Origin of the sequence: Sphaerimonospora cavernae (assembly GCF_042435035.1) — a bacterium.
GTDB lineage: Bacteria > Actinomycetota > Actinomycetes > Streptosporangiales > Streptosporangiaceae > Sphaerimonospora > Sphaerimonospora cavernae.
In genome coordinates, this window is the sequence record NZ_JBHMQT010000009.1 from 22,193 (window position 1) to 47,384 (window position 25,192).

Here is a 25,192-nt window from a genome sequence, read left to right on the forward strand (position 1 = left end):
GTCGTCCTGCGAGGTCAGCGCGTCCGGCAGCTCTCATCGGCGAGAATCTGACGCGCGGGGCCCGAACCGGGTGATGGGGACCGTCCGCCGACAGCGGGCCTCGCCGGTGTCTGGCCGAACAGGGTGCCGCCGAGGGCGATGGCCATGCCCAGCAGTTGGAGCGGGGTGAGGGCCTGGCCGAGGGCCGCCCAGCCGATGACCGCCGCGGACAGCGGACTGATCAGGGTGAGGAACGCGACCGAGGTCGCGGGGAGGCGGGAGAGGCCGCGGAACCAGAGCCAGTACGCGATGGCGGTGCCGACGATGCCGAGATAGACGTAGCCGAGAACGTTCTCACCGGTGAGGGCGGGCGGTGGGCCCTCGATGAGCAGGGCGACGGGGACGAGCAGCAGCCCGCCGGCGGTGAGCTGCCAGCCGGTGAGGGTGAGCGCGCTGACGCCGTCGGGGCGGCCCCAGCGCTTGGTGAGTACCGTACCGGCCGCCATGGACGCCGCCCCGGCCAGACCGGCGAGCACCCCGACGGTGTCCAGTTGAGCGTTGGCACGCAGGACGACCAGGCCGACCCCCAGCACTCCGGCGAGGCCGGCCAGCAGCCTGCGCGGCGTCGGCCGTTCGGCGAGCAGCGCGGCGGCGAAGCCGAGCGTGAACAGCGGACCCACCGCGCCCAGTACGGCCGCGACGCCGCCGGGCAGCCGGTACGCCGCCAGGAACAGCATCGGGAAGAACGCGCCGATGTTCAGCACGCCGAGCACGGCCGCCCGCCAGATCCACGCCCCGCGCGGCGGCGTCCGGGTGATGGCGAGCAGCACCAGCCCGGCCGGCAGCGCCCTCGTCAACGCGGTGAAAAGCGGACGGTCGGGCGGCAGGAACTCCGTGGTGACGGCGTAGGTTGAGCCCCACACCAGCGGTGTGAACGTGGTGAGAGCGAGAGTCCCCGCGTGCGGCAAGGCCCCGGCAGTGCGCGTGCCGGCGATGACGCCCATCCTGATCGCTCCTCATTGATAGTCTCAACGTTGAGATAACAGCATGGCACTCGTCTCTACGTCAAGTAGATCAACGTTCATAATCTCTCCGGTGAGAGGAGTTCGATGGGCGACGCGGTGGATGTGGTGCTGGCCCAGTGGCGGCGGGAGCGTCCCGACCTGGACGCGTGGCCGATGGGCGTCATCGGGCGGATCTCCAGGCTTTCGCGGCTGCTCGACCGGGAGCTGAAGGACTTCTTCGCCGGGCACGGGCTGGAACGCTGGGAGTTCGACGTGCTGGCGACGTTGCGCCGCTCCGGCCCGCCGTACGAACTGACGGCGAGCGATCTGTACCGGGCGGCGATGGTGACCTCCGGCGCGATCACCAACCGTGTCGACCGGATGGCGGTCAAGGGACTGGTCGAGCGGATCCCGGACGAGGAGGACCGGCGGTCGGTGCGCATACGCCTGACTGAGCAGGGGCTGGCCAAGGTCGAGGAGCTCGTCGGGCTGCACGTGGCGAACGAGGTCCGCCTCCTGGCGGCGCTGCCCCCCGAGCAGCGTGATCAGCTGTCGGGTGCGCTGCGCACTCTGCTGGAGTCGTTGGGCGACACACCGCCGGCGTGAGGCGATCCCCGCACGAGTGTGTTGTTCTTTCAGGGTGGGGACGGCAGCGGGTCCTGGCCGGCCGGACCGCGCACGTCTGGGCCTGCGGCCAAACGCCCCCCAAGGACGGCCGGCTCAAGATCAGCAAGTGTTCGGCGTCGAACGACGCCGTCCCGCTGCCGTCAGCCGCAGGCCTTGTCGTGTAGTTCGTTCATCTCCTCGGAGAACTTGAGCAGGGCGTCCGGGCCGTCCATCGTCGCGCCTTGCGCGAACTCCTTCAGAGCCTTCGCCAGGTCGGTGTCGCCGGCCTGGTCGGCGAGATCGCTGAACTTGGTCCGCATGCCGTCGACCGCGGACTGCAGGGCCTTCGCGTCGGGCGTGTCCTTCGTCAGGGTCTTGGTGACCCCGTCGAGGGCCTTGGTGACTTCGCCGCAGATCGGTGACTTCTCCGCCGTGTTCGCCGCGGCCGCCGTGCCCTCGTCGGCTGCCGCGCAGCCCGCAAGCGGGAGCGCCGCGACGAAGGCGACGGCGATCAGCCGGGTAAGTGAAATGGACATTTCTTCCCATTCTGTTGGTGAAACGAGCGCCAGGAGCTTAGCGCCGCATCTCATGCTGTTACTGCTGTTTCACCAAAAAATCACCACTTCAGGGCCCCGAATGGTGTATGGACCGATTGAAGCGGACTTCTTGCCGGGGGGACTACCGGGGAGACGGCACAGCCCGCCGTCGCCGGCCTCCCGCGATGCCTGCTTTCCACGGGGCGCGTCCTCAGGCGTCCAGCACCGCCTGCAGGAATTCTCGGGTGCGCTGGTGGGTCGGTTCACTGAAGATCTGCTCAGGCGGGCCGTCCTCAACGATCCGTCCCTGGTCGAACATGAGGACCCGGTGGGAGATGTCCTTGGCGAATCGCATCTCGTGGGTGACGCAGAGGAGTGTCAGGTCGCCCCGGTGCGCGATGTCGCGCAGCAGGTCCTGTACGCCCGAGACGAGTTCCGGGTCGAGCGCGGAGGTGACCTCGTCGAGCAGCAGCACCTCGGGTTCCATCGCGAGTGCCCGCGCGATGGCGACCCGCTGCTGCTGACCGCCGGACAGCCGCGAGGGGTGTTCGAGCGCCTTGTCGGCCAGGCCGACCATCTCCAGCAGTTCGTGGGCCTTCTCCTCGGCCTGCTCACGGGGGACGCCGAGCGACCGCACCGGCGCCTCGGTGATGTTGCGCAGCACGTTCATGTTCGGGAACAGGTTGAACTGCTGGAACACCATGCCGATCTTCTTGCGGATCCTGCGCAGGTGCCGCTCGTCGGCGGGCACGAGTCTGTCGCCGCGCTTCGTATGGGACAGGCACTGCCCGTCGACGTCGATCGTGCCGGAGGTGACTCGTTCGAGGGTCATCAGCAGGCGCAGGATGGTGGTCTTACCGGACCCGCTCGGCCCGATCAGCGTTACCCGCTCGCCGGGCCGTACATGGAAGTCCAGCTCACGCAGGACCGTGAGGTCGCCGAACCGCTTGACGACCTTGTCGAACCGGATCATCCACGGCTGCTCGGTCCCGACGGGCGAATCGTGATGGGATGGGACTTCAGTTGCCAAGGCGGCGCTCCAGACGACGGACGAAGATCGATGCCGGGATCGCCACGAGAAGGAAGAACAGACCGGCGACGGTCATCGGCTCGAGATAGCGGAACCGCTCCGAGCCGAGCTCCCGGGCGAGGCCCACCACGTCGACGACGGTGATGATGGACAGCTGGGGCGACTCTTTGAAGATCGCGATGAGGTAGTTGCCCAGGGCGGGCAGCGATCGGCGTACGGCCTGCGGCAGGACGACGCTGATCCAGATCCAGTGGCGGGGGAGGTTGAGGGCGATCGCCGCTTCCCACTGCCCCTTCGGCACCCCGTCGATGCCGGCCCGGTACACCTCGGAGGTGTAGGAGGCGTAATGCAGGCCGAGCCCGATGATCCCCGTCATCAGCGCGGTCATCTTGACGCCGAAGTCGGGCAGCACGTAGTAGACGACGAACAGCTGCACCAGCAGCGGCGTGCTGCGGATGAACTCCATGACGGCGCCCACCGGGCGGCTCACGAACGGGTTGCGTGAGCGGCGCAGCAGTGCCACGAAGAGTCCCAGGACGAACGCGAGCACCGCGCCGCCCAGCGTCGCCTGGACGGTGACGAGCAACCCCTGGGTGAGCAGCTCGGGGAGGATCTCACGTGTCCAGTCCCAGTCCCAGATCATCGGGCTCCCTCCACGGACGGGGTCTCCGCCGACGGGATCTCCGCCGACGGGATCTCCACTGACGGGATCTCCACCGAGGGAACGGGCCGGCGCGGCCGCGGGGAGCGCCACGCTCTGCGCGGCCTGCCCTGAGGTCCGTCACGGCCGACCATGCGTGCGGCCCGTCCCTCGACGAACCGCATGATCAGCGTGATCAGGTAGGAGAACAGGAAGTAGATCAGGAGCAGGAGCGCGAAGACGATCAGCTGGTCACTGCCGGAGTTCACCAGCAGCCTGCCCTGGTACGTCAGGTCCGCCACGGTGATGACCGACAGCAGCGACGTGGCCTTGAGCAGTTCGATGAGCAGGTTGTTCATCGGCGGGATCATTCCGACGAACGCCTGCGGCAGGATGACGTATCGCATCCGGTGGTATGGCGAGAAGTTCAACGCGATCGCCGCCTCTCGCTGACCCCGGGACACGGACCGCACCGCGCCGCGCACCACCTCCGAGCCGTACGCGCCGAGGTTGAGGCCGAGCGCCAGGATGCCGGCGAAGGACTTGTCCAGTTGGAAGCCGGTGAGGATGGGCATCGCATAGTAGAGCCAGAACAGCTGCACCAGAACCGAGGTGCCGCGGAAGAACTCCATGTAGACGCGCGCGACCGCCCGTACGGCGCCGCGGTGCGACATCGCCATCAGCCCCACGGGCAGGGCGATGGCGATGGCGAGCACGGAGCCGCCCAGGGTGCTCTGCAGAGTGATCACCGCTCCCTTGCACAGGAACGGCATCGCCTCGCCGAAGGTCCCGGGCAGCTCCGCGCTGCATGGACTGATCGTCATCAGGTTCGTCCGGATCGTCAGGTGGCGCTGCAGAGCTGTTGGGCGGTGAGCTCCGCCGCCTTCTCGACATCGGTCGCGCTGAATCCGAACTTCTCGATGATCGGCAGCACGCCCCCCGCCTCCTGCAGTTTCTTCAGCTCCGCGTTGAAGGCGTCGAGCAGGGCGGTGTCCTCCTTGCGGAAACCGAACCCGCCGGCGCCCACCACCTCCTTGCCGTCGACGACCGGGATGAAGGACTCGGTCACCTCCAACGGCTCGTCCGCGTACTGCTGCTCCAGCGTCCACCGCAGCGAGGTCGAGGTCAGCGCGACCGCGTCGACCCGCTCGGCGAGGATGCCCTTGAAGGCCGCGTTCTGGTTGGGGAAGACCTTGATCTGGTCGCCTGCCACCCCGTTGCTCGTCGCGAAGCCCTTCTCGACGGCGCCTTCGAGCACCCCGACCTTCACCCCGCCCTTCGCGATGTCCTCGAAGTTCCTGATGCTCTTCGGGTTGCCCTTGGCCACCAGGAACGCGGTGGTCGCGGCGTAGTCGGGGTTGGAGAACGCGATCTGCCCGCACCGCTCCGGGGTGATGGACATCCCCGCGGCGATGACGTCGTACTGCTTGGACTGCAGCCCGGGGATCAGCGAACCGAAGGAGTCGACGATCTCTGCCTCGAGTTCGTCGATGCCGAGCGCCTTGAAGATCACCCGGGCGATCTCCGGGGCCTCGCCGGTCAGATTCCCGGACTTGTCGCGATATCCGTACGGCTGCTCGTTGGCGACGCCCACCTTGATTTTGCCCGCCTCCCGGAACCGGGCGAGCGGGTCGGCGCCGGTCTCCGCGGTGGCGGAGGCGGTGGCACCGCCACCGTCGTCGACGCGGCTGCAGGCGGCGAGCATGGCAGGGCCGCCGACCAGTGCCGCCGCCGTCAGGCCCGAACTCTTGAAGAAATCACGACGCGTCCACCTCTGGGCCGTCACATTCCGCTCCCGTTCGTGTCGCTACGGTCACTGCTCTCCCGAACGGATCTTTATGGGACCATGTCCCGCCGCTCGGTGGAGCCTCGAACCTAGCGAACGGCTTTCCGCGGCCGCCCCGGCCGACTTCGGGCCCCGATGTTTGGACATGGGGCGTCACCGGGTAGGGCGAGACGTTTGGCCGGTTCACGTCGCCGCATGGTTCGTCCGGGATCACGTGGGCACCGCCTGCGGAGCCGATGTCCGCGCACTGACCAGGGGTTTCGCTGACGGGTGAGCAGTCGGCTCGCCGTGTGGCCGGCCACGGTGCCGACCGGGGACGACATCCGTGATCTCCTTGGTCGAGGCCTCGGAAATGGTAAATTTTTGTGAGAGAGGTCACATCATTTTGATGTCAACCTGTGACCTGGGTAAAGCGACGGCACTCATCTCGCGAGGCCTGTGCAGGGAGGGCCGTACCGCCGGGCCCGGGGTCGGGCCCGGACTGTACGGCCCCCGCGAAGGGCCGGGACCGGTCAGCCGACCGGGGTGAAATCCCGGGAGGCGATGAAGGACGGGCGCGGCGTTTTCGCGGCGAACGGCTCACCGCAGACGTTGTCCACGCTGTTGTAGACGAAGAACACGTTCGACCGGGGGAACGGGGTGATGTTGCCGTTCGAGCCGTGCATGCAGTTGCAGTCGAACATCGTCGCCGAGCCGGCCGGCCCGGTGAGCAGCTCGATCCCGTGCTTCTCCGCCAGCAACCTGAGGCTGTCCGGGTCCGGAGTCCCGATCTCCTGGCTCTTCAGCGACTCCTTGTAGTGGTCGGCAGGCGTCTGACCGGTGCAGCAGACGAGGGTGCGGTGCGAGCCCGGGATGATCATCAAGCCGCCGTTGTGCACGAAGTTCTCCGTGAGCGCGATCGAGATGCTCACCGCGCGCATGCGGGGCATGCCGTCCTCCGCATGCCAGGTCTCGAAGTCGGAGTGCCAGTAGAAATCCTTCCCTTCGAAACCCGGCTTGTAGTTCACCCGGCTCTGATGGATGTACACATCGGAGCCGAGGATCTGCCGGGCGCGGCCCACGATGCGCGGGTCGGCCGCGAGCTCCGCGAACACCTCGCTGATGCGGTGCACCTCGAAAATCGAACGTATTTCCTGCGACTGTCGTTCGGTGACGACCCGCTCGTCGCCCTTGAGCTCCTCGTCCGTGAGGAGACGGCGCAACTCGGCGCGGTACCGGTCGACCTCCACCGGGTCGATCAGTTGCTCGACGGTGAGGAACCCCTTCTCTCCGAATTCCTTGAGGGTCTTCTCGTCGATCGGGCCGTCCTCCGGTCCGCCGTACACAACCGGATCCCGCCGGAAGACAAGGGTCGGTTCGATCGTCTTACGCGTCGGATAGATGTCCATGGGCATGCCGATCTTTCCTCCGAATTCCGTCGTTTCAGGAGCCGGTCTCGATGATCAGGGGATAGACGCCGTTCTCGTCATGCACTTCGCGTCCCGTGCAGGGCGGGTTGAACACGCATACCGTGCGCACGTCGGTGTGGGCCCGCAGGGTGTGGCGCTCGTGCCCGTCGAGCAGATACATCGTTCCGGGCGCGATCTGGTGCGTCTCGCCGGTCTCGCGGTTGACGAGCTCGCCGGTCCCGGCGATGCAGTACACAGCCTCGATGTGGTTCGCGTACCACATTTCGGTCTCGGTCCCCGCGTAGAGGACCGTGTCGTGCAGCGAGAAGCCGACCCGCTCCTTGGCCAGCACGAGACGCCGGCTGCACCAGGTCGGCGCCTGAACATCGCGTTCGGTGCCGATGATGTCGTTCAGCGAGCGAACGATCACGGGAAACTCCTTCCATAGGGTTGGGCACGGGTTTTCAGCGGGTCGGGCACAGAGGTGCCCGCCGATCAGGCGGGTTGTTTCGCGCAGACGGCGTGGACGGACTCGGCGAGCAGTTCGAGCCCTTCCGTGAGTTCCTCGTCGGAGGTGGTGAGCGGTGGGAGCAGCTTGGCCACCTCGCCCTCCGGGCCGGACGTCTCCATCAGCAGGCCACGCTCGAATGCGGCTTCGCACACCCTCGGCGCGAGCTCGGACCGGTTGAAGACGAGTCCCCAGGCGAGGCCGCGCCCGCGCACACCGGTGATGACGTCGGAGTGCTCGGCCGTGATCAGATTCAGGGCCTGCCGGACCTGAAGGCCCTTCTCGAGGGTCTCCTTCTGCAGCCTTTCGTCGGTCCAGAAGTCCAGGGCGGCGGCGGCCGTGACGAAGGCGGGATTGAAGCCGCGGAACGTCCCGTTGTGCTCGCCGGGCTCCCAGACGTCCAGGTCCGGGCGGATGAGCGTGAGCGCGAGCGGAAGCCCGTATCCGCTGAGGGACTTCGACAGGCAGACGATGTCGGGTGTGATCCCGGCCGTCTCGAAGCTGAAGAACGGGCCGGTCCGCCCGCAGCCCATCTGCACGTCGTCGACGATGAGCAGGATGTCGTGCCGCCGGCACAGGTCGGCCAGGCCGCGCAGCCACTGGGCGCTCGCGGGATTGAGGCCGCCCTCTCCCTGTACGGTTTCCACGATCACCGCGGCGGGTCTGTCGATGCCGCTGCCGCTGTCCTCCAGCAAGCGCTCGAAGAGCAGGAAGTCGGGGGTCCGGCCGTCGAGGTAGTTGTCGTAGGGCATCGTGACGGTGTGGTTCAGCGGGACACCCGCCCCGTTGCGCTTCATGGAGTTGCCGGTGACCGCGAGGGAGCCGAGGGTCATGCCGTGGAAGGCGTTGGTGAAGTTGACGATCGTCTGGCGGCCGGTGACCTTGCGGGCCAACTTCAGCGCCGCCTCGACCGCGTTGGTGCCGGTGGGGCCGGGGAACTGGATCTTGTAGTCGAGCCCTCTCGGGGAGAGGACGACCTCCTGGAATTTCTCCAGGAAATGGCGTTTGGCCACCGTGTGCTTGTCGAGGCTGTGCACGATGTTGTCGTCGGCGAGATAGAGCAGGAGGCTCGACTTCAGCTGCGGATGGTTATGCCCGTAGTTCAGGGCTCCCGCACCCGCGAAGAAGTCGAGGTAACTCCGCCCGTTCTCGTCGTAGACGCGGCTTCCCAGCGCGGTGCGGAACACCGTGGGCCAACTCCTGCAGTAACCTCTTACTTCTGATTCGAGTCGTTCGAAGATTTCCATGATTCACCGTGTCCTTGGTTGATATCGCGAAGTCCGGAACGGCCGGCGGGGGCCGTCGACCTAGCTCTGGGGCTCCAGCGCGCCGATGCGGAAGAGCACCTCGGGCTCGTGGGAGGCCGGGAAGTGCTCGCTTCCGAAGACCGGACGCCGCTCAAGCGGGCTCCCCCAGTCCCTGGCGAAGGACTCGAACAGACGCTCCGAGGCTGTGTTGTCCGGGGTCACGGTGGCTTCGAGGTATCGATGCCCCCGGGCCACCATCCGTTCGGCGAGCCAGTCGAGCATGCGCCTGGCCAACCCCTGGCCGCGCCATGAGCGATCGACGGCGACCTGCCAGACGAAGAACGTGTCCGTTGCCCTCGGGCGAGTGAATCCCGTCACGAAACCACATGCATCACTACCATCCCGCGCGACCACCGAAGTATCGGAAAAGTCGCGACACCACAGTAGGTAACTGTAGGGAGAATTCACGTCCAACGTTTCGGAGTCGCGGGCGATGCGCCACAGCCGCGACCCATCGTCAATCGTCGGCTCCTCCATGTAGGCGTTTCTTGGATCTCCTGAACTTTGCGTCCGCATCGGGGCGCGTTCGCCTGACATGGAACACGAACCTAGCGAACTGGCTTCAAGGCTCCGGAGTCATGAACCACGGCCCGATGTTTAGGCTCAGTTGGCCGGGGTAGGGTCAAAGGCTTTCCGATTTTCGGGATCTCGGGTGATCGCAAGCAACGTCGGCGAAAATGAGTAAACCCGGGTCTGGGCAGGGAGAACCGCGAGCATCGCGGGCCCGTCGGCGGCCCGTGTGGCCACCTCCGTCGAGGACGGTCCATGGCCACCGGGAGGCATTGGTTTACCTGAAGATTGTGTGATTTAGATCACAGCATACCGTTACTCAGCTGTGACCCTGGCGAACCGCGGCGACCGGGTACGGCCCGGGGCCGACGCCGTCACTCGACGGGTGAGTGCAGAGCGCGCAGCATCGGGATCCGCGCTGCCCGATATCCCGGCCCCAGCGAGGCGAGTACGCCGATCGCGATGGCAGCGGCGAAGAAGAACGCCAGCCGCGTCCAGGGGATGACAAGGGCGGCTCCCTCCTGGCTCAACACGGCCGCTGCGCCGATCAGACTGCCGACGACGACTCCGAGTCCGGCGCCGAGCACCGAGATCACTGCCGACTCGAGCCACAAGACGACGCCGACCCGCCGCCGGTCCATGCCGAGCGCGCGCAGCACGCCGATCTCGCGGACACGCTCATAGACGGCCATGCTCATGGTGTTGACCACGCCCAGGGCGCCGATCAGGACAGTGACGCTGAGCAGCGCGTACATGAGGTTCATCAATGGAACGAATGGGAGGCCGGCCTCCTGCCTGACCTCCGCGCGGTTTTGGACGAGGAGCGCGGGATTGTCCAGTGTGCGCTGGATGTCGCGGTGGAGCGACCCTTTCCGGCCGGGGGCGGCCTTGACGAAGACCGCGCTGATGAACGGCCGGTCCGCCGCCGTGCGGGCGGTCGGCAACCTCCGGGTGGAAAGCAGGGCGGGGGTGAACGTGTCCGGCCCGTCGTAGATCGCGACGATCGGAAGGTCGATCTCTCGCTCATCGCGGGCGAACGTGCCGGAGACGCGGGAGCCGAGCTGCCAGCCGTGGGCCGTTGCCGCGTCTTCGGTGACGGCCACGCCGTCGTCGAGGTGCTCAAGGGAGCCCTGCAGCACGGTGATGGCGCCGAGCCGGGCCACACCGGCGGGGTTGACGGCGACTGCCGAGAGGAATCCGTCATCGGTGAGGCGGATGGGGGCGTCGATCACCGGCGTAACCGCCTCGGCGCCGGGAAGCCGCGCGATCCTGGCGGCGGTGTCCGTGCTGATGTCGGCGAAGTCGACGGCGGTGACGCGCAGGTCCCCGGCCATCTGGCTCTGCGCTTTCTGCTCCGCGTGATGGCTCAGGGAGGTGATGCCCACGGTGATCGTGCAGACCAGGGCGAAACCGATCATGAGGGCGGTGGCGGTTGCGCCGCTGCGCCGGGGATTACGGCGGGCGTTCTCCGCGGCCAGCGTGCCACGCATGCCGGCCAGCCGAGTCAGGGGTGCGCGGGCCGCTTTGGCCAGTCCCACGGCCAGCAGCGGGGTCAGGATGATCAGGCCGACCATGAGGACGGGCGGACCGATGTAGAGGAGATCCTGTGTGCCGATCGCGGCGAGGGTGAGCAGCGCGCCGAGCGCGGTGACGGCCAGCCCTGCGGCGTTGCGGCGACGCAGCGACGCGGGGGTCGCCGGACTTCCGGTACGCAGTGCCGCCACCGGTGGCACTGCCGATGCCCGCCGGGCCGGAACGTAGGCCGACAGCGCGGACACGCCGATGCCTACGGCGAAAGCCGCGAGCAGTGGCCCGGCCGTGAAGAACCGCAGCGGCGGGGCCGCGTCCACTGTGGTGCCGAACAGCGTGTTCAGCACGGCCGCCACGCCGATCCCAAGGAGATAACCGGCGAACGAGGCGATCGTTCCGACCAACAGGGCCTCGGCCAGGACGAGACGCATGACGTAGCCCCTGGTCGCGCCGATCGCACGCAAGAGCGCGTGTTCGCGGGCACGGGCCGCGCTCAACATGGTGAAGGTGTTGGCGATCAGGAAGGTCGAGACGAACAGCGCGATGCCGGCGAAGCCGAGCAGCAGCATGCTCAATTTGTCGTCGGCGGGGGCGGCCTCGGTGTCCAACGCCGACCTGGTGACGGCCTCAAGCCCCGGAGGAAGCAGCTTTGCCGCCCGCTCGGCGAGGATCTCCTCGGATGTTCCGGAAGCCGCTGTCAGGGTGATCGCCGTGTAGCCGTCCGGCGTGGGGCTGAACTGCCGCCGCGCGGTGGCGGTGTCGAAAGCGGTGAGGCTTCCTCCCGCGGTCAGCCGAGGGTCGTGGGCGGTGAAGACGCCGACGAGCCGGGCATCTCGGGCCGTTCCGTTGACGACGATCCGTACCTGCTCGCCCACCCGATAGCCGGCACGCTCGGCCGATCGCCGGTCGACGGCGATCTCACCTCTGTCATGGGGTCCGCGGCCAGCGGTGATCGGATAGTGGTGGTCTCGACCGTCGGCGGAGGCGACGTAGTTGACTCCGCCGGCCCAGGCGAGCGAGCCCACCAGGGCGCCGTCGGAGCCGACGAGGAAGGACCGGCCTTCGGCGGTGCCACGTGCGGCCGCGGCGCCCGGCAGCGCCCGGAGCCGGCGCAGCAGCTTGCCATCGAGAGGTACGTCGGGAGAGTCGGGGGACGCATCCGGGCGAACGATGACGGAGACGTCCGGCTGGGAGGTGACCGTCGCCAGAGTCATGGCCTCGTCGAGGGACTGGGTGTAGATCAATGAGCCCGTGACGAACCCCACGCCGAGCACGACGGCGATGGCAGGCATCACGAAATGGAGAATCTGGGAGCGCAATGTGCGGAAAGCCGCGCGGAACATCGATGTCCTTCAGAGCGATGCGGAGGGCTGGTGGGCGTCGAGATGCTTCATCTGCTCCAGCACGCCGGAGGTGGTCGGCCGCGGCATCTCATGAACGATGCGGCCGTCGGCCAGGAACAGCGCGCGGTCGGCATGGGCCGCGGCCACCGGGTCATGGGTGACCATCACGATCGTCTGGCCCAGGTCCCGGGAGGAGGACCGCAGCAGGGACAGGACCTCGGCTCCTGAGCGGGAGTCGAGGTTGCCGGTGGGCTCGTCGGCGAAGACGATCGCGGGTCTGGAGGCGAGGGCGCGGGCGCAGGCGACCCGCTGCTGCTGGCCACCGGACAACTGGGCGGGGCGGTGGTCCAGACGGTCGCCGATCCCCATCGTGGCCAGCAGGTGATTCAACCATTCCCGATCGATGTTCTGCCCGGCCAAGGCCGCCGGCAGCGTGATGTTTTCCAAAGCGGTGAGGGTGGGCAGCAGGTTGAACGCCTGGAAGATGAACCCGATGCGCTCGCGCCGCACCTTGGTCAGCCGCGCGTCGTCAAGCTGCCCCAGATCGATCTCGCCGATCCTCGCACTGCCGGAGGTCGGGGTGTCCAGGCCGGCCAGGCAGTGCATGAACGTGGACTTGCCTGATCCCGACGGCCCCATGATCGCGGTGAATTCGCCCTGGCGGAACCTGGCCGACACCCCCGCCAGCGCTATGACTCTGGCCTCACCCTCGCCGTAGACCTTCGTCAGATCGTCGGCCGCTGCGACGACCGCCCCTGACGGCACGGGGTCGATTAGCTGGTTCATCACACTCTGCTCCCCGGGGTGCCCGATGGCTTCCGGACACGGTCCCTCGTGGTTGTCTCTTGGTCGTGTCGGCACCTGCCGGGTCCCAATCCTGGGATGTGAAGTGGGGGCGGCGGATCCACCGGAAAGCCGACCGGCTCGGCCGGCTACTCGGCCGAAAGGTTGAGGTGGCCGGACCGGGGCGGCGATAGCGTCACCTGCTGTGATAGACGAATGGCGAACACGTCCCCTCTACCAGCAGGTTCTCGCCGCACTGGCAGCCGCAGGGGTGGCCACGCTGCTGGTGCTGGAGGGGCTCGACACCAGGTTCCTTCCGACAACCGTGGGCGTCGTCGCCTGCGGTGCGCTCTGCGTGGTGGCGCTGGTCGTGCCACCGGCGCGGTTTTCCCGCTACACAGCCATGGCCGTGGCGGCGTCCTGTGCGCTGTCCTTGGTGCAGTTCCAGTTGTCCGTGCGGCCTGAACACACGCCCGGCATGACCGAGCTGGGCGTGTTGCTGCTCCTCATCACCCGGGCCGTCCGCCGCTGCTCGCCGCTCCGGGCGGTGGCCATGACGGCGGGACTCTCCCTGGCCGCTCTCCTGGTGCCGGTACGGATCCCCGAAGACCAGAGCAACGCCATATCGTTGGCCATGGTGGCGATCTTGTGCTGTCTGCCGCTCATGGTGATGTCGGGCCTTGTGCTGCGGCTGCGTGACAGACTGCGGGCCCGGGAGTTGGATGCCGCCCTGCAGGCCCAGCGACTGGAGTACGCCAGGGATCTGCACGACTTCGTCGCCCACCATGTCACCGGGATCGTCATGCAGGCCAAGGCCGTGCGGTTCGCCACGGAGGCCGGCCTGCCCCAGGGTCCGGAAGAGCTGGATCGGATGCTCGCCGGCATCGAGGATGCCGGGGGCAAAGCGCTGGACGCCATGCGGAGCATGGTACGGACGCTGCGTGACCAGACGCCGGCTCCCCTTGGGCCGGTGCCTGGTCTGCCGGAGCTGCTGATGGAGGTGTCCGAGGACTTCGCCGGGGCCGGTCCACTCATCGAGGTGACCGTCGATCCCCGCCTGACCGGTCGGTATCTCGAGCCGCGGATCGTGGAGGTGATCGGCGGGGTTGCCCGGGAGGCGCTGACCAACGTGCGCAAGCACGCCGTCGCTGCGACCCGTGTCACGGTGTCCGCCGGGCTTGGGAACGATGACTGGTTGGAGGTGTCGGTAACCGATGACGGCGAGAACGCCGGCTCACCCGGTTCGTCGGCGAGCTCCGACGGCGGGTTCGGCCTCACCGGTCTGGCTGAGCGTGTCGAGGAGGTCGGCGGCCAGATCACGGCCGGCTGGGACAACGGTTCCGGCTGGCGAGTAGTGGCACGCTTGCCGGTGAAGCACAGAAGCGATCAATAGCAGAACGGACGCTTTCCGCAGGTCTGAGACCATGGACGACATGACGATCCGGCTACTGATCGCTGACGACCAGGAGATGGTCCGGTCCGCCTTTCGCATGATCTTGGGCTCTCAGCCGGACATGGAGGTCGTCGCCGAGGCCGCCGACGGTGCCACGGCAGTCGAGGAGGCGCGCAGGCTACGACCCGACGTGTGCATCCTCGACATCCGGATGCCGAGGATGGACGGCCTGGAGGCGACCAGGCTGCTGGCGGGACCGGACGTCCGAGATCCTCTCAACGTCCTGATCGCCACGACTTTCGACCTCGATGAGTACGTCTACGGCGCCCTGCAGGGCGGCGCCTGCGGTTTCCTGCTCAAGGACGCTTCACCCGCCCTGCTGGTCGAGGCGGTGCGCGCGGCGGCGGCGGGGAACGCTCTGATCTCTCCCTCGATCACCGTCCGCCTGCTCGCCCACATGGCTCCTCGGCACCGTGGCCTTTCCCCTTCGCGCACTGCCGGAAAGCGGATACGCGGGCCCATCGAGCCGCTGACCCAGCGCGAGCTCGATGTCGTACGGCTCCTCGCCCATGGCCGTACCAACGAGGAGTTGGCCCTGGAGCTCTACGTGACCCCGGCCACGATCAAGACCCACCTGGCGAACGTGCAGCGCAAACTCGGCGTGCGCAATCGGGTCGAGATAGCCGCCTGGGCATGGGAGAACGGGATCTGCGGCCCAGGACAGCCGTGAACTCACATCAGCGACTCCAGGTGATCTACCACGGGGTTGAGCCACTCACTCGGCGGGCCGAGCGGTTCGTGGCCGTCCCGGTGATGGCGGTCGGCCAGGGTGATCAGGTAGTGAGCGGCGGTTCGGCGCGCATCCTCCGGCGTCCCGAGCAGGCGGCCTGCCTGGGCGAGGCAGGCCTCGGCCGTCTGCCGTGGCCGCATCCGGCGCAGGCAGCGGTGGAAGAAGTAATGCAGAGCGTCGAATCCGTACGGAACCCCGGTGCCGAACCGCCCCCAGTTCCAGACCAGCAGCCGACCGTCGGCCGCGGCCGCCACGTTCCACGGCGTGAAATCACCATGCCAGGCGCAGCCGTCAACCGGGCCGAGGGTGGCGATCTCCGCCACGGCCGCCTCGAGCAGGTCCGCCGACACCCGGGATCTGACGGAGAGGCGGGACGGGACGGGCAGGGGGGACAGCAGCAACACGTCGAGATCACGCGACGCGCCGTGATGCAGCACGGTCGGCGGCACCACGGTCTTCAGCGGCCGGTCGGCGAGCATTCGGAGGACTTCGCTCTCGTGCCTGACCGCCTCGCGGGTCCGCTCCGTGCCACCGATTTTCACGATGCCGACCGGTCCGGCAGGGCCGTACGCCTCCAGAGCGGGCGCGGCGTGAGACCGGCGGGCCGGCGGCCGTACGACGATCTGGATCGGCTGGCCGAGGGCTTCACTGAGGTGGGACTCGATGGCACGTGGATCGTCGGCCTCCGGCAGGCCGAGCGCGTGATGCCGCCGGACGTGTGAGACCAATCGCCGCGGGGCGAGCCGGTGAGACAGCACGCGAAGGACCTCCTCCAGTTGACGTGTTCTCCGGTGTGAATTCCAGCGGTTTGTCCGGCGGCATGCCGCCGCGATTTCGAAATTCGTCGAAATCGCGATTTATCGACATGTCGGCGGCGATGCCGTTGATGGCGGTGGAATGCGCGATCTGAGATTTTCTGTCGAGATTGAGAGGTTCATGCTGTCGGAAACTCGGTGGATTGTCCTGGTCTGGAATGCTCGTCGGAAGCACCCGGAGTTGGGGGACAAGGGGGTGCTCGGGCGGGGTCACGGCGAGCAGCACCAGACCGCCGGCCACCCCTCCGACCAGCCAGATAGCGAGCAGCGGCCACCTCCGGTGCAGCGGCGGGCCGTGGACGGCGAGCCCCCGGCCGTCCGGTGGCAGACTCATGAACATCTCCTACCTCGGTTCCGTGTCCCGAACTATAGGGCGAGACGGTCTTTTGCCTGCCGGTTATTCATGATTTTCTGCCAACTTTTCCTCGGCGAGATAGCGGAAACCGGTCCCGGGGCTTCACCGGTTGGGCAATGGTGAATCCTGACCAATCGCAGGGGGCTGCGGAGAAGAGGGGACACGATGCGGGGAGTCGTCGGCTTGGCCGTACTGATGGCGGGGGGATGCCTCGCGATGTGCACCGCGTGCGCGGTGGCGTCCGGCACCTCGGAGCGTATGCCGGAGGGCGCGTCGGGCGGCACCTCGAACGGCATGTCGGCGGGGGCGTCAGGCGGCGCGGGGAGGGACGCACGGGGAAGCGGGCCGACGGGCGTGGGCGGGCCCACGGGGCGTGCGACGCCGGGCGCCTGTGCGGTGACGGACAAGCTCATCCCGACCTGTGGGGCGTGGTGGGGGATCGCGCCCGACGTCTTCTCCGGGCGGGGGCCGTTGCGCGCGACCGAGATGGCCGAGCGCCGGATGGGCCGCCACGCCGACATCGTGCACGTCTACCACCGTGGTGACGAACTGTTCCCGACGCCGCAGGAGCGTGTGGTAGCCAAGGGACCCCGGCTGCTGTTGATCAACTGGAGGCCGGCGCCCGACCGCACCTGGGCGCAGATCGCGAGGGGAGAGGCGGACGCGCGCATCGACCGGCTGGCCCGCCACATCGTCCGGACATTCCCCGGCCGGTTCTTCCTGGCCATCCAGCACGAGCCCGAGGCCGACGTACGGCGCGGCGCCGGCTACTCGGCCGCCGACTATGTGGCCATGTATCGCCATGTCGTCACCCGGCTGCGAAATCGGGGCGTACGTAACGCGGTGATCGTGATGACCTACAGGGGAGGGCCCGTCTGGGTGTCCAAGCCCTGGTTCGACCGCCTCTACCCGGGCGATGACGTGGTCGACTGGGTGGCCTTCGATTCCTACGCTGACGGCAGGGTGAGCGACTTCGCGGGCCTGGTGAGCCAGACCCGGTCCGATCGCCCGAAATGGCCGGGCTTCTACCGCTGGATGCAGGGGCGCTTCCCGGCGAAACCGATCATGCTCGCCGAGTGGGGAGCCTTCGAACGCCCCGGCCTGCCCCGCTACAAGCGGGACTTCTTCGCCTCGGTCGAGCGGCAGATCGGCGACTACCCGCAGATCAAGGCGCTCGTCTATTTCGACTCGCCGGTGGCGTCCAGGGGAGACACCCGCTTCGACACCACGCCGGGCGCCGGCAGGGCGTTCTCCCGGCTGGCCCGCGACCCGAAGTTCACCGCCCCCTCCGTCCCGCCCGCCTGAGCGGCGGTCTGCAACACATCGGAGAGCGCCGGACACTGACCTGGGTGTCCGGCACCTTTCGATGAGGAGACCCCGTGTCACAGCGAGATCGCTTCGAAGCGATCTATGACGCCTACTACCCGGCGATACATCAGTACGCCGCCCGCCGTACCGGCTCGCCTGATGACACCGCCGACGTCATCGCCGAGACGTTCCTCACCGCCTGGCGGCGCGTCGACGACGTGCCCGAGGGCGAGAAGGCGCTGCTCTGGCTGTACGGCGTGGCCCGCCGCGTGCTGGCCAACCAGCGGCGCGGCGCCGTACGCAGGGCGGCACTCGCCGAGCGGCTGCGCGCGGAGCTGGCCGCCGAGCGCCCGGTGACGCCGGTGGAACTCGAGCATGTGCGCGCGGCCTTCGACGAACTGCCCGAACGTGATCGCGAGGTGCTGGCCCTGGCCTGCTGGGAGGGCCTGACCGGTGAGCAGATCGCGGAGGTCGTGGGAGGTACGGCGATCGCCGCCCGAACCCGGCTGCACCGCGCGCGCAGGCGCCTGACGGCGACGTTGGAGCGGCGGCATTTCCCGGAAATCGCGATGGGGGAAGCATGAACGGCGGCATGAACGACATCGACAACCTGGTGCGGGCCATCGACCTCGCGCCACACCCGCCGGCGCAGGGGCCCGGCGCGCGCGAGCTCCGCGACGCGATCATGACGACCCAGGTTCGGAGCAGTCGGCTGTCCCGGAGGCCAGGGCGCGCCCGTCGGCCAGTCCTGATCTCGGCGGCCATCGCCGCAGTGGCGGCGGCCGTTACGATCGGCATCGGTGTCCTGCCGGGCGGTCCGGCCACCCAGTACGCCAACGCGGCTGTGTCGATCAAGAAGACCGACGACCATTTCAGCGTCACCATCACCGATCCCGCCGCCGACCACCGGCGCTTCGAGGAGGCGTTCCGCGCGGTCGGGCTGGACGTCGTCGTGAAGGTCGTCCCGGTGGCGCCGGCCGAGGTGGGCGGCCTGATCGGCCCGATCGTGCCCAAGGGCTTCAAATGGCACGGCAGCATCGGGGTGCAGCGGGTGACCCCGTGCGCCTCGGCGTTCTGCGGCAAGGTCTGGATGCCCGCCGATTTCCCCGGCCAGGTCGTGTTCGGGGTCGGCCGCCCCGCCGGGCCGGGCGAACCGTACGCACAGGATCCCGCCCGCGATCCTTCCGGAGCGGAGGCGCTGGGCGGCTACACGACGCATGGCAAGACGGTCGCGACCGCACGTGCCGAGGCGGGGCGGCGCGGGCTGAAGGTCGGCTACCGCCTGCTCTGGACCCGCCCCGACGGCGGCTCCTTCGATCAGCCCGTCCCAGTCGACCGGGTCAGGGACGACTGGATCGTCGAAGGGTCCCGCCATCACAGCTCCGACACCGTCGATCTCTTCGTGATCCCCGGCCCCGGCTCCGGTCCGGCACCCGACCCGCAGGGGATCGCCGCTCCCCAGTGGTACGACCTCCCCGGCTGAGCGGGTTCCTGGGATGATGGCGCGGAAGTGGATGCTCGCTTTGGGGATGTTCGGCAGACTGCTCGCGGTGCATCCCCGGCGGTGCCTGCCCCTGCCGGACCAACTCCCCGTCGCTGATCGACTACGTGATCGTGCACGAGCTCGCCCACCTGCGGCGTCACGATCACGGTGCGGAGTTCTGGCGGCTGGTCGAGCGGGTGATGCCGGGCCATGCGGACTCCCGGGAACGGCTGCGGCGGCTCGGCCCCGACCTGTGGCTCCCCTGAGCTGATGGAGCCGGGCCTCGGCCTGCCGGCTACCGGATGGCCGGTCAGCGGATCCAGCCGCCGGAGGTGAGGGTGCCGAGCACGGTGCTCACGGCACGCTCGACGCTCATGCCGGTGGTGTCGATGACGAGGTCGGCGTCGTCGGGCTCCTCGTAGGGGTCGCTGATCCCGGTGAACTCCGGGATCAGCCCGGCCCGCGCCTTGGCGTACAGCCCCTTCCGGTCGCGGCGCTCGCACTCCTCCAGAGGGGTGGCCACGTGGACGAGCAGGAAGTCGGCGCCCACCTCCTCGGCCATGGCGCGGACCTCCTCCCGGGTCGCGGCGTACGGGGCGATCGGGGCGCAGACGGCCAGGCCGCCGTGCCGGGCGACCTCGGCCGCCACGAAGCCGATCCGCCGGATGTTGCGGTCGCGGTCCTCCCGGGAGAACGTCAGCCCGGCCGACAGCATCCGCCGGACCACGTCGCCGTCCAGGTAGGTGACGGTCCGTCCGCCACGCTCCAGCAGCGCGTCGCGCAGGCCCCTGGCGATGGTCGACTTGCCCGAGCCCGACAGCCCGGTGAAGAAGACCACGAGCCCACGGCGGTGCGGCGGGCCGGGGATCGCGACCGGCGTCGGCCCCGCGTAGTGCTCGGTCGCGCCGTAGTTGCGCGCCACGTGCTCGCGCAGTTCCAGGTCGATCTCGGTGTCCTCGCGCGGGGCGAGCGGTACGGCGACCACCGTCGAGCCGGGCAGCCGCTCGGCCGCCTTGAGCGCGGCGCGCACCACCGCCGGGCCGCCCTCACCGAAGACGAGGGGCAGCAACACGATCGTGGCTTCCAGCTCCTCCGCGGTCGCCGCCACGTCCTCCAGCGCGGTGCCGTCCAGCGGCCCGCGCATGGTCACCGCCAGGATCTCCCCCTCGGGCAGTTCCTTGCGGACCTCCTCGGGGGTACGGCGCAGCCGGGCGAACGGGCCGTACGCCGGCGTGTCCAGCGCCTCCACCGGACCGGCCACGTGATATCCGTGCCCGTCCCCGTCTCCGGACAGTTCCCGCACGGTCAGTACGGCCACCGCGGCGCCCTCGGGGTCCCGTAGCGTGATCCGGTCGCCGAGCCGGATGGCTTCGGGTTGGATCTCCTCCGGGAGGGCGAGCGCGATGGGATCGGGCCAGGCGCCGCCGTCGGGCAACTGGCCGTGCTCGATGACCTCGTCTGCCTCGGCGACGGTAAGAAACCCCGTCAGCGGGGCGAAGGCGCCGGAGAGCAGCAGCTCCAGGTCGGCCAGCTCCCGGGCGTCGGGAATCCACTCGATCATGGGTCACCGCTTCCGATCGGTCCGTCGGCTACGCACCTTATCCGGATTCAACGGCATGCGGAGACCATCGAGTGGGCGTTCATATCAGGCGGGCGAAGTGGTTCTGGGGGCGGCGGATCACCATGGCGATCTCGTCCTCGGTCCCGTTGAGCCGGCCGCGCGACAACGCGGCCACCGCCCGGCAGACCGCGCCGACCAGACCGGGGTGCGGCCCCTGCCGCGCCGGACCGCTCACCGCCGAGTAATCCTCTGCGATCATGAGTCCCCGGGTCAGGCAGAACGCCTGCAGGCCCTCGCGCGATGCCAGCGGCTCGTACACCGCAGGGAGCGGCCCCACGGATTCGGCCGGGGACAGCCCGCGCCACAGCATCCGCCGCAGCCATCGCGAGGCGGCACGATCGCATAGCCGGGCGCAGAAGCCGTACGCCGACCGCCGGTCCCGCATCTTGAGCAGCAGCAGGCCGCCGGGCCGCAGCGCGGCGACCAGCCGGTCGAGGACCAGCTCCGCGTTGCGGACGCGCTCCAGCAGGAAGGACACGTAGACCACGTCGAACGTGCGGGGCTGGAGCGGCACCAGGCGCAGATCGCCCAGGTGCACCTCGTCCAGGTCCTTGCGATCGACGGCATGGGCCCGCAGCGGGGGCAGATCCTCGTCCACCCCGCAGACCCGAGGCTCGTGCCGCCCGACGTCCAGGACGCCGTCCCGGCCGCATCCCGCGATGAGGATGTCGAGCCGCCGGCCCAGCTGGTCGGTCCACTGTTCGCGGATCCGCTGGCTGAACACGTCGTCCTGATCCACGCGCTGGTCCACGGACGACCATTGAACCTGAGAAGACATGACACCGAGAGTAATCATGCTTGTACGATCGGCAGTGGATTCGCCTCGTCAAGATTTGGACGGTACGCGCGGGCGGTGCCCGTACAGGCGTAGCCTGGATAGCCTGATAATCCCCCGGTCCGATCTCGGCTCGGGGTTGTTTCGCTTGCCGTCGTGGGGCTGCAGAAGGCAATAGATGTCTCTTTCCGGACTGCTCGACCTTGTCTCCGCCGAACCGAAGCTCGCCGCCGCGCTGGAGGACTCCGGAGGGCCGGGGGGTGCCGGCGCCGAACTGGTCGCGCCGCCCGCGCTGCGGCCGTTCGCCGTCGCCGCGCTCGCTCGCGTACGGCCCGTGCTGGCCGTCACCGCCACCGGGCGTGAGGCCGAGGACCTGGCCGCCGCGCTGACCAGCCTCATCGACGAGGCATCCGTGGCGATCTTCCCGGCGTGGGAGACGCTGCCGCATGAACGACTCTCCCCGCGCAGTGACACCGTGGGCCAGCGCCTCGCCGTACTACGCCGCCTGGCGCACCCGGTGCAGGGGGATCCGAACGCCGGCCCGCTGCGGGTCGTCGTGGCGCCGGTCCGCTCGCTGCTGCAGCCGATCGTGTCGGGCCTGGGGGAGTTGGAGCCGGTACGGCTGCGCGCCGGTGACGACGCCGACCTGGACGACGTGGTCACGAGGCTGGTCGAGAACGGCTACCACCGCGTGGACATGGTGGAGAAGCGCGGCGAGGTCGCCGTACGCGGCGGCCTGCTCGACGTGTTCCCGCCCACCGAGGAGCACCCGCTGCGGCTGGAGTTCTGGGGGGACTCGGTCGAGGAGATCCGCTGGTTCAAGGTGGCCGACCAGCGTTCGCTCGAGATCGCCGAGGAAGGGGTGTTCGCCGCCCCCTGCCGGGAGCTCCTGCTCACCGACGACGTACGGCGGCGCGCCCGTGACCTGGGGGACGAGCACCCGGCATTGAAGGACGTCCTGGACCAGCTCGCCGACGGCGTGCCGGTCGAGGGCATGGAGGCGCTGGCGCCGGTGCTGGCCGGGTCGATGGACCTGCTCGTCGATCATCTGCCGGTGCGGTCGGCGGTCTTCGTCTGTGACCCCGAGCGCATCCGGACCCGGGCCGTGGAACTCGTGCGGACCAGCCAGGAGTTCATGGAGGCGTCCTGGATCAACGCGGCGGCCGGCGGCGAGGCGCCGATCGACCTGCGGGCGGCCGCCTTCCGGACGCTGGAGGAGGTCCGCGACCACGCCCGTGAGATCGGCCGGCCGTGGTGGACGATCGCGCCGTTCGGCGAGGGCGCCGAGATGGACGCCCACGACGTGGAGGCCTACCGCGGCGACACGCAGCGGGCGCTGGCCGACATCAAGGGCTGGCTGGGCACGGGCAAGGCCGTCGTCCTGCTCAGTGAGGGCCACGGCCCGGCCGAGCGCATGGTCGAGCTGCTCAGGGGCGTGGACGTGCCGGCCAGGCTCGTGCCCGCGCTCGACGGGCGGCCGGACCGCGACGTGGTGCGGGTCACCACCGGCCGCATCGACCACGGCTTCATCACCCCGGACGTGGCGGTGATCACCCATCTCGACCTCGTCGGGCAGAAGGCGTCGACCAAGGACATGCGGCGGCTGCCGTCGCGGCGGCGCAACATGGTCGACCCGCTCCAGCTCAAGATCGGCGACCATGTCGTACACGAGCAGCACGGGGTCGGCCGGTACGTCGAGATGGTGCAGCGCACGATCCAGGGCGCGACCCGCGAGTACCTCGTGATCGAGTACGCCAGGGGCGACCGGCTCTACGTGCCGACCGACCAGCTCGACGAGGTCACCCGGTACGTCGGGGGAGAGGCGCCGACCCTCAACCGGATGGGCGGCGCCGACTGGGCCAAGGCCAAGACCAAGGCCAGGAAGGCGGTCAGGGAGATCGCCGGCGAGCTGATCAGGCTCTACTCGGCCAGGATGGCCTCGCCGGGTCACCCGTTCGGCGCGGACACGCCCTGGCAGCGGGAGATGGAGGACGCCTTCCCCTACGCCGAGACGAACGACCAGCTCGAGGCGATCGAAGAGGTCAAGCGCGACATGGAGCGGCCGACTCCGATGGACCGGCTGATCTGCGGCGACGTCGGGTACGGCAAGACCGAGATCGCGGTGCGCGCCGCCTTCAAGGCGGTGCAGGACGGCAAGCAGGTCGCGGTGCTGGTGCCGACGACGCTGCTCGTGCAGCAGCACCTGTCCACGTTCGGCGAGCGGTTCGCGAGCTTCCCCGTCACGGTCAAGCCGATCTCCCGGTTCCAGACCGACAGAGAGGTGAAGCAGACGCTCGAAGGCCTCAAGTCGGGCGGCGTCGACGTCGTGGTCGGCACCCACCGGCTGCTGTCGCCGGAGGTCAGGTTCAAGGACCTCGGCCTGATCATCGTGGACGAGGAGCAGCGGTTCGGCGTCGAGCACAAGGAGGCCATGAAGCACCTGCGCACGCAGGTGGACGTGCTCGCCATGTCGGCCACGCCGATCCCGCGCACGCTGGAGATGGGCCTCACCGGCATCCGGGAGATGTCCACGATCCTCACCCCGCCCGAGGAGCGGCATCCGATCCTCACGTTCGTCGGACCGTACGACGAGAAGCAGATCGCGGCGGCGATCCGGCGCGAGCTGATGCGCGACGGGCAGACGTTCTTCGTCCACAACCGGGTGCGCAGCATCGACAAGGTCGCGGCGCGGCTGCACGAGTTGGTCCCCGAGGCGCGGATCGCGGTCGCGCACGGCCAGATGAACGAGACCCAGCTCGAAAAGATCATGGTGGACTTCTGGGAGCGCGACTTCGACGTGCTCGTCTGCACCACGATCGTGGAGTCCGGTCTCGACGTGCCGAACGCCAACACGCTGATCGTCGACCGGGCCGACAACTACGGCCTGTCGCAGCTGCACCAGCTGCGCGGCCGGGTCGGCCGGGGCCGCGAGCGCGGGTACGCGTACTTCCTCTACCCGCCGGAGGCGCCGCTGACCGAGACCGCGCACGAGCGGCTCGCGACGATCGCCCAGCACACCGAGATGGGCGCGGGCATGTACGTCGCGATGAAGGACCTGGAGATCCGCGGCGCCGGCAACATCCTCGGGGCCGAGCAGTCCGGTCACATCGCGGGTGTCGGCTTCGACCTGTACGTCCGGATGATGGCGGAAGCCGTACAGGAGCAGAAGTCCAAGCTCGCCGGCGTGGAGCAGGTGGAGGAGCGGCCGGAGGTCAGGGCCGAACTGCCGATCAACGCGCACGTGCCGCACGGATACGTGACGTCGGAGCGGCTGCGGCTGGAGGCCTACAAGCGGATCGCCGCGATCGGCACCGAGGCCGACCTGACCGCGGTGCGCGACGAGCTGACCGACCGGTACGGCAGGCCGCCGCAGGAGGTGGAGAACCTGCTGGAGGTGGCGCGCTTCCGGATGAAGGCCCGGGAGGCCGGGCTGACGGACGTCACGCTCCAGGGGCAGCAGATCAGGTTCGCCCCGGTGTCGCTGAAAGATTCACAGCAGGTGCGGTTGCAGCGGCTTTATCCCAAGTCGCTCCTGAAGCAGGCGACCGGCGTCCTGCTGGTGCCGGTGCCGCGTACCAAGCCGATCGGCGGACAGCCGCTGCGCGACCTCGACCTGCTCAAATGGTGCGAGGACCTGGTCGAGGCCATGTTCCTGGAGCCGATGCGGGTACAGTGACCGCGGTCGTTCGCAATCTCCGCGAT

Annotated in this window: 23 protein-coding genes; 8 read left to right on the forward strand and 15 right to left on the reverse strand. The window is 68.8% G+C overall.

The genetic code is table 11. The annotated features are described in order from the left end of the window. Nucleotides 1-14: 14 nt before the first annotated feature. Nucleotides 15-983, reverse strand: a complete 969-nt coding sequence (locus ACFHYQ_RS06455; RefSeq protein ID WP_394300157.1) for an EamA family transporter — start codon at nucleotides 981-983, stop codon at nucleotides 15-17. A 105-nt stretch (nucleotides 984-1,088) separates the two neighbouring features. Here ACFHYQ_RS06455 and ACFHYQ_RS06460 point away from each other — a divergent pair, with 105 nt between their 5' ends. After that, the gene (locus ACFHYQ_RS06460) at nucleotides 1,089-1,589 is read left to right on the forward strand and encodes a MarR family winged helix-turn-helix transcriptional regulator (RefSeq protein WP_394300158.1); all 501 of its coding nucleotides are present in this window, start codon (nucleotides 1,089-1,091) and stop codon (nucleotides 1,587-1,589) included. A gap of 161 nt (nucleotides 1,590-1,750) precedes the next feature. On the opposite strand, the gene ACFHYQ_RS06465 is transcribed toward ACFHYQ_RS06460, so the two are convergent. The 11 genes from ACFHYQ_RS06465 to ACFHYQ_RS06515 all read right to left on the reverse strand — a co-directional run bounded on the left by ACFHYQ_RS06465 (nucleotide 1,751) and on the right by ACFHYQ_RS06515 (nucleotide 12,953). Then, complete coding sequence (locus ACFHYQ_RS06465; RefSeq protein ID WP_394300159.1) at nucleotides 1,751-2,125, reverse strand: DUF8711 family protein; 375 nt, start codon at nucleotides 2,123-2,125, stop codon at nucleotides 1,751-1,753. Nucleotides 2,126-2,336: 211 nt separating this feature from the next. Next, complete coding sequence (gene ehuA / locus ACFHYQ_RS06470) at nucleotides 2,337-3,098, reverse strand: ectoine/hydroxyectoine ABC transporter ATP-binding protein EhuA (protein ID WP_394300286.1); 762 nt, start codon at nucleotides 3,096-3,098, stop codon at nucleotides 2,337-2,339. A gap of 46 nt (nucleotides 3,099-3,144) precedes the next feature. Beyond that, a complete protein-coding gene (ehuD, locus tag ACFHYQ_RS06475) occupies nucleotides 3,145-3,798 on the reverse strand; it encodes an ectoine/hydroxyectoine ABC transporter permease subunit EhuD (RefSeq protein WP_204017547.1) in 654 nt (217 codons plus the stop codon). Next, nucleotides 3,795-4,619, reverse strand: coding sequence for an ectoine/hydroxyectoine ABC transporter permease subunit EhuC (ehuC, locus tag ACFHYQ_RS06480; RefSeq protein WP_394300160.1), 825 nt, complete (start codon nucleotides 4,617-4,619; stop codon nucleotides 3,795-3,797). Before ehuC ends, ehuD begins: the two co-directional genes overlap by 4 nt. 17 nt (nucleotides 4,620-4,636) lie before the next feature. Further along, on the reverse strand, nucleotides 4,637-5,581 hold the full coding sequence (gene ehuB / locus ACFHYQ_RS06485; RefSeq protein ID WP_394300161.1) for an ectoine/hydroxyectoine ABC transporter substrate-binding protein EhuB: 945 nt from the start codon (nucleotides 5,579-5,581) through the stop codon (nucleotides 4,637-4,639). 512 nt (nucleotides 5,582-6,093) lie between these two features. Then, complete coding sequence (thpD, locus tag ACFHYQ_RS06490) at nucleotides 6,094-6,975, reverse strand: ectoine hydroxylase (RefSeq protein ID WP_394300162.1); 882 nt, start codon at nucleotides 6,973-6,975, stop codon at nucleotides 6,094-6,096. A 28-nt stretch (nucleotides 6,976-7,003) separates the two neighbouring features. Next, on the reverse strand, nucleotides 7,004-7,399 hold the full coding sequence (locus tag ACFHYQ_RS06495) for an ectoine synthase (protein ID WP_394300163.1): 396 nt from the start codon (nucleotides 7,397-7,399) through the stop codon (nucleotides 7,004-7,006). A gap of 65 nt (nucleotides 7,400-7,464) precedes the next feature. Beyond that, nucleotides 7,465-8,724 carry a diaminobutyrate--2-oxoglutarate transaminase gene (gene ectB, locus ACFHYQ_RS06500; RefSeq protein WP_394300164.1) on the reverse strand — a complete coding sequence of 420 codons (1,260 nt, stop codon included), beginning with the start codon at nucleotides 8,722-8,724 and terminating at the stop codon, nucleotides 7,465-7,467. 60 nt (nucleotides 8,725-8,784) lie between these two features. Beyond that, the gene (gene ectA / locus ACFHYQ_RS06505; protein ID WP_394300165.1) at nucleotides 8,785-9,321 is read right to left on the reverse strand and encodes a diaminobutyrate acetyltransferase; all 537 of its coding nucleotides are present in this window, start codon (nucleotides 9,319-9,321) and stop codon (nucleotides 8,785-8,787) included. 347 nt (nucleotides 9,322-9,668) lie between these two features. Then, on the reverse strand, nucleotides 9,669-12,116 hold the full coding sequence (locus tag ACFHYQ_RS06510; RefSeq protein WP_394300287.1) for an ABC transporter permease: 2,448 nt from the start codon (nucleotides 12,114-12,116) through the stop codon (nucleotides 9,669-9,671). Nucleotides 12,117-12,176: 60 nt separating this feature from the next. Next, entirely contained in the window at nucleotides 12,177-12,953 is a 777-nt protein-coding gene (locus tag ACFHYQ_RS06515) for an ABC transporter ATP-binding protein (protein ID WP_394300166.1), read from the reverse strand. Nucleotides 12,954-13,155: 202 nt separating this feature from the next. Here ACFHYQ_RS06515 and ACFHYQ_RS06520 point away from each other — a divergent pair, with 202 nt between their 5' ends. Both ACFHYQ_RS06520 and ACFHYQ_RS06525 read left to right on the forward strand, forming a co-directional pair. Further along, nucleotides 13,156-14,343, forward strand: coding sequence for a sensor histidine kinase (locus ACFHYQ_RS06520; protein WP_394300167.1), 1,188 nt, complete (start codon nucleotides 13,156-13,158; stop codon nucleotides 14,341-14,343). Nucleotides 14,344-14,383: 40 nt separating this feature from the next. Further along, nucleotides 14,384-15,073, forward strand: a complete 690-nt coding sequence (locus tag ACFHYQ_RS06525; RefSeq protein WP_394300168.1) for a response regulator — start codon at nucleotides 14,384-14,386, stop codon at nucleotides 15,071-15,073. Nucleotides 15,074-15,075: 2 nt separating this feature from the next. On the opposite strand, the gene ACFHYQ_RS06530 is transcribed toward ACFHYQ_RS06525, so the two are convergent. Continuing rightward, nucleotides 15,076-15,891 carry a hypothetical protein gene (locus ACFHYQ_RS06530; RefSeq protein ID WP_394300169.1) on the reverse strand — a complete coding sequence of 272 codons (816 nt, stop codon included), beginning with the start codon at nucleotides 15,889-15,891 and terminating at the stop codon, nucleotides 15,076-15,078. A gap of 577 nt (nucleotides 15,892-16,468) precedes the next feature. On the opposite strand from ACFHYQ_RS06530, the gene ACFHYQ_RS06535 reads away from it, so the two are divergent. The 4 genes from ACFHYQ_RS06535 (at nucleotide 16,469) to ACFHYQ_RS06550 (ending at nucleotide 19,360) form a co-directional block, all read left to right on the forward strand. Beyond that, on the forward strand, nucleotides 16,469-17,608 hold the full coding sequence (locus ACFHYQ_RS06535; RefSeq protein WP_394300170.1) for a glycoside hydrolase family 26 protein: 1,140 nt from the start codon (nucleotides 16,469-16,471) through the stop codon (nucleotides 17,606-17,608). A gap of 74 nt (nucleotides 17,609-17,682) precedes the next feature. Beyond that, on the forward strand, nucleotides 17,683-18,195 hold the full coding sequence (locus tag ACFHYQ_RS06540) for an RNA polymerase sigma factor (RefSeq protein WP_394300171.1): 513 nt from the start codon (nucleotides 17,683-17,685) through the stop codon (nucleotides 18,193-18,195). Nucleotides 18,196-18,203: 8 nt separating this feature from the next. Continuing rightward, a complete protein-coding gene (locus tag ACFHYQ_RS06545) occupies nucleotides 18,204-19,094 on the forward strand; it encodes a hypothetical protein (protein ID WP_394300172.1) in 891 nt (296 codons plus the stop codon). A gap of 116 nt (nucleotides 19,095-19,210) precedes the next feature. Then, nucleotides 19,211-19,360, forward strand: a complete 150-nt coding sequence (locus ACFHYQ_RS06550; protein ID WP_394300288.1) for a M48 metallopeptidase family protein — start codon at nucleotides 19,211-19,213, stop codon at nucleotides 19,358-19,360. Nucleotides 19,361-19,404: 44 nt separating this feature from the next. Here ACFHYQ_RS06550 and cysC read toward each other — a convergent pair whose 3' ends face one another. Then, nucleotides 19,405-20,655 (reverse strand): adenylyl-sulfate kinase, encoded by a 1,251-nt coding sequence (cysC, locus tag ACFHYQ_RS06555; protein WP_394300173.1) that lies wholly within the window; start codon nucleotides 20,653-20,655, stop codon nucleotides 19,405-19,407. A 79-nt stretch (nucleotides 20,656-20,734) separates the two neighbouring features. Further along, nucleotides 20,735-21,493, reverse strand: a complete 759-nt coding sequence (locus tag ACFHYQ_RS06560; protein ID WP_394300174.1) for a class I SAM-dependent methyltransferase — start codon at nucleotides 21,491-21,493, stop codon at nucleotides 20,735-20,737. A 175-nt stretch (nucleotides 21,494-21,668) separates the two neighbouring features. Here ACFHYQ_RS06560 and mfd point away from each other — a divergent pair, with 175 nt between their 5' ends. After that, nucleotides 21,669-25,166 (forward strand): transcription-repair coupling factor, encoded by a 3,498-nt coding sequence (gene mfd, locus ACFHYQ_RS06565; RefSeq protein WP_394300175.1) that lies wholly within the window; start codon nucleotides 21,669-21,671, stop codon nucleotides 25,164-25,166. Nucleotides 25,167-25,192 lie beyond the last annotated feature (26 nt).